Here is a 4,788-nt window from a genome sequence, read left to right as displayed (position 1 = left end):
CGGTCCGATACCAGGCTTCGTCGTCCTTCAGGTCCGCCACCTGCTCGCGCAGGTCCTGCACGTCCTGCCAAGTCACGCCGGGCTCCCCGGCGGCGTGATCCTGCTCGAGCCGGTCGAGGCTGTCCTGCGCCTGCTTCAGGGTTTGCCGGTAGTCGGCGTAGTCGTCCTGCGCCTGCTCCAGTTGCTGGCGAGCGTCGTTCAGGCCTTCGACCGCCTTGGCGACCTCCACGGCCTGATGCTGTACCACCAGGCTGACCTCGGCCTTGCCGTGGGTTTCCTCGTGATCGCTGGTGCTCTGCTCCGAGGCGTCGATGATGGACAGATCGTCGCCGGCCCGCAGGATGGCGGCGCCCTGGCCATCGTCGTCGTGATCCGCCAGGACTCGCGAGCCGATCACCGACAGGTCGTGGTCGGCCTGCAAGCGGATATCCCCATCGCTGACCAGTTGCGAGCCACGCTGCGTGATGTGCGCTTCGCGGAGATCCTCGGCGTCGTAGCGGCCCTCGCCGATACGAAACTTGAGCTGGCCGTCTTCGGCCTGGATCAACTCATGGGGCTGGGTCAGGGCCTGCCCCAGATCGAGCGCCGTTAGCTCGAGCTCACGTTCTTTGCGGGCATGGCGCATGCTCTCCGCCGCGGCTCCGATTACCAGATCGTCACCGGCCTCCATGTCGATGCCCGCCTTGCCGGTCAGATCCGAGCCGGTGATGCGGATATCATCGGGCGCGGTGAGCGATATCCGACCGCCCGCCGTCAGCCGGGAGGGGGCGGTGAACGACTGCTCCGTCGTCTCGTCGTAGGCCTCGCTTTCGAACAGCTTCGGCATCCCCAGCCCGAAGCTGAAGGAACTTTCCGCCTTGGCATCGCGCGCGATGTCACGGCCGGACACGATATTGATCGAGCCTTCTCCGTCCAAACCGGCGCCGACATGAATATCGTCATCCGAGGCAATCTGGCTGGCCAGAACGTTGGTGTCCCCTCCGCTGATCAGGGTGACTCCTTCGGTTCCCTGAACATCGGTGCTCCGGGTGGCCAGCCGCTCGTGATTTTCCCGACTGGCGGAGCCACTCAGGCCGGCGAAGCCGCGCTTGGTCTTGCGCCGTTCGTATTCATAGCTGGACTCGCCTGCTTCGATACTCAGGGTATCCCCGGCAGCGGCAATGATTTCCCCATCGGCCTGAAGATCGCTGCCCCGAATCGTCACGTTGCGGCTATCGGCCAGTTGGATGGCGGTTTCGCCAGCGTGAGGGCCTTCTTCCACCGTGGCGAGTTGCGTATTGATCATGATGTTGCCGCCAGCCTCGATACGGCTGCCGACGTTGGTCACCAGGCGTTCCTTCTCGGTCACGCTTTCGCTGCGACCGAAGCTGTGGCTCGTCGTCTTCTTCGAGTACGTGTACGTTTCGTCGTTGGCGGCGAGCAGTTCGACGTCGCGACCGGCGATCAGGAAGGCGTCGCCGCCCGCCTCGGCGCGGCTGGCGATGGCGGTGATGTGGCGTTCCGCCTGCAGGGCGATGTCTTCCCTGGCCTTCAGTTCGCTGCCGGCTTGTTCGACGCTGCGGGTTTGCGACTCGCGCCGCCAGGCGCGGGCCTGGGTTTGGCTGGTGTTCTCGGCGGCGTCGAGGACGATGTCGTTGCCCGCCTCGATGGCCAGGCCCGCGCGGCTGTCGATCTCACTGGCTGCCAGGCGCACGTCGCGCCCGGCGCTGAGGTCGGTGTCACCGCCGCTGCTCAGTTGGCTGCCGACCTGGGTGGTGGTGCGCTCATCGGTGCGCTCCTTGGCATACCACCGGCGGGAGTCGGTCTCACCCCAGTCGTGGGTGGTGTTTTCACCGGCCTCGAGGCGGATGTCGCGGGCCGCCGTCACGGCCAAGGCCTCTTCCGCGATGATGTCACTGGCCGTGACCGTCACGTCGCGGCCGGCGATCAGCGCGGCTTCGCCGCCTGTCGTGAAGCTGGCGCCAAGCTGCGTGGTGCGTTCGCTGCCTTCCCCGACATCCGATTCATAGCCGTTGACCTGGCGCCGGACATCGGCCACCGCTTCGCTGACGATATCGCGTCCCGCGAGGAAGGCGACGTCGCCCTGGCTGACGATCTCGGCGCGGTTGACGATATCGCGCCCGGCGCTCAGGTCCAGGCCGTCGCGGGCGCGGATCAGGCCGCCCTGATCGAGGTAGGTGGCATAGGAACGCTCGTGCCCGGCGGTGACCGCGGTGCGGTCGTTGACGATGTCGCCCTCGCGCGCCAACAGGCTGACCTGGCCGCCACGAATCTCACCCGCCAGGGCGTTGCGGATCGAGTCGCGGGCGCTCAGGTCCAGGCGCTCGCCCGCCTCGAGCAGGCCGCCCTGGAGGATCGAGCCGCCACTGGTCGCGGCGAGATCGTGGCTGGCGCGGATGGTGCCGACATTGACCAGGTCGCCGCCGGCGATCAGGTCGATGTCACGGCCCTGGATCAGGCTGTTGCCGCGCACGTTGCGCTCGTCGACCTGGGCGAGGTAGAGCACCGGGGCCAGCACCGTCTCGCCCTCGATCCGCTGTTCTTCCAGCCACACGATGTCGTGGGTGAGCGCGGCGGTCTGCGCTGGCGTCAGGCCGACGCCGACGCTGAGCTGCAGGGCGTCCTTGGCCGCCACGGCGTTGTCCATCAGGTGGCGGTACTGGGCGTAGTCATCGTTCAGGGAATTCTCGAGGAAGCGCTGCCCGGTGTTGGCCAGCACCGCATCGCGCACCAGGCGTGACTCGTAGCGCCCATCGCCGAGCAACTTGTAGGCACTGTCATCGGTGTAGTCCAGCTTGTCGAGCAGGTAGTCGGAGCCCATCAGCTTATCAGCGCTGGTGAACTCCGGGTTGGTTTCGATCAGGTAACGGCTTTGCGGCGCGGTATTGCGCACGAAGAGCCCGTAGCGCCCCCGCGGCAGGCGGAACGAAGAAAGCTGAGTGGGAGAGACGCGTTCGAAGGGCACGTCACGGTAGGTGGCTACTTCGCCCGGGCTGTCCGCCATCTGGCCCGGCGAGACTGCAGACCGACCGGCCTCCACCATCGAGACGTCGCGGTCAGTCGAGGCGAAGGGACTCGGATCGACCGTTTCCTGACCGGCCTCCACCATCGCGGCGTCGAGATCGGTCGAGGCAAGGGGGCTTGAATCGACCGCCGACCGGCCGGTTTCCACCATGGCAACGTCGGGATCGGTCGATGCGAGTGGAGTGGGATCGACCGCTGATCGGCCGGTTTCCACCATGGCAACGTCGGGATCGGTCGATGCGAGTGGGGTTGGGTCGACCGCTGACCGGCCGGTTTTCACCATCGCGGCGTCGGGATCGGTCGATGCGAGTGGGGTTGGGTTGACCGCTGACCGGCCGGTGTCCACCATCGCGGCATCGAGATCGGTTGATGCGAGTGAGGTTGGGTCGACCGCTGACCGACCGGTTTCCACCATCGTGGCATTGAAGTCGGCCGAGGCAAGGTTATCCGTGGCGGAGGCATCGCTGCGAGTGACGCTCTCGTATTCTCTGGCGCTGTGCGCGTCGGCGCCATCGGAGCGTCGGGCAAGCGTAATATCCAGTGCGTCGACGACCCCGGACGTCGCCGTGTTGGCCAGGCTGCCGTTGAGTTGATTGCGTACGCCGTCGTCGACCTTACCATTGTCGAGACGATCAGTGACATTGATCGAGACCCGACCACCGGCGGAGATCACCGCCTTGTCCCCGCCACGGAGCGGTGTTCGTGTCACCACCTGACTGAGCTGCTCGGAGCCTGCCAGTGCCTCCGGCAGGGGGAGAGCGTTTCCTTGCGCATCGCGCCCGTCGTTGGCGTTCCAGTCGTCTAAGCTTGCGGCAAGATCGGCGGGCAGCTCAGCTTCCCAGACCCGATACCAACGCTTATTTCCGTAATCATTTCCGTAATAATTGAAACAACCGGACCAGTGGCGACACACCTTTGTGGGGGTCAGTCCCGCCAAGGCCTGGGGGTTGCCGTAGGAGGTCCGCTTGAAAACCGACTGGTGTTGCGCACCCTGATTTTTCAGCGTATCGGCCTGGATATGCAGATTGCCGTTCGCCGCTATCAGGCTATTGGCATTGTGCACCTCGCCGGCACGTATCGCCATATCGCCACCGGCCACCAGCCGGGCTGCGGGAGAGTCCTGGGCCACCTCGGTCTCGTATCGCGCCTGAAGCTCATACTCATAGAATGACCAGCCCCCATCCCACCGCCACTCTTCTACAGTACCGCTATCCCTTCCGCCATGGTCCACATATAAATAATATCTATGGCGGTTATATTTTGTTGCCGTGGCGCTTCGGTCCACCAGCGAGAGCTCCTCCTGATAGCGGTCCTTGGTGTTGACGATGTTTCCGGCATACAGCGAGATATCCCCCTCGGCCTCGATCGTCCCCGAGCGGTTCTCGAGGCGCTCCGCCTTGGCATGCCGGTCGTTACGCGCAAAGTCGAGATTGCCCCGGCTATAGATGTCGCCGTAGCGGTTGAACAGGCGCGTGCCGCGTAGCGTCATGTCGCCGCCGGCGAACAGCAGGGTGTCGGGGCGGTTGTCGATGCGGCCACGGCTGACGATGCGCAGGTCCGCTTGGCTACCCAGGGTGCCGCGATTGTTGAGGTAAGACGTGGTGATGTCGACGTTGCCGACGCCGGTCAGGCGACCCAGGTTGTCGAGGGTGCCGCCGAGGCGGTAGGTCGAGGTGCCGCCGCTGGCCAGGCGCCCGCCGCGCTGGGTGAGGTGGTGGGCGGTGACGGCGAGGTCGCCCTGGGTGGAGATCAGGCCGCGGTTGG

1 protein-coding gene is annotated in these 4,788 nt (G+C 65.5%); it reads right to left on the bottom strand.

Annotated features, from left to right (window positions below):
* Positions 1-4,788, bottom strand: a 4,788-nt coding sequence (locus tag IE093_RS22055) for a hemagglutinin repeat-containing protein (protein WP_189473065.1), incomplete at both ends; no start/stop codon positions are given.

It is taken from the genome of Litchfieldella qijiaojingensis, assembly GCF_014651875.1.
In the GTDB taxonomy this organism is placed as follows: Bacteria; Pseudomonadota; Gammaproteobacteria; order Pseudomonadales; family Halomonadaceae; genus Litchfieldella; species Litchfieldella qijiaojingensis.
This window is presented reverse-complemented; position numbering and strand designations above follow the sequence as displayed.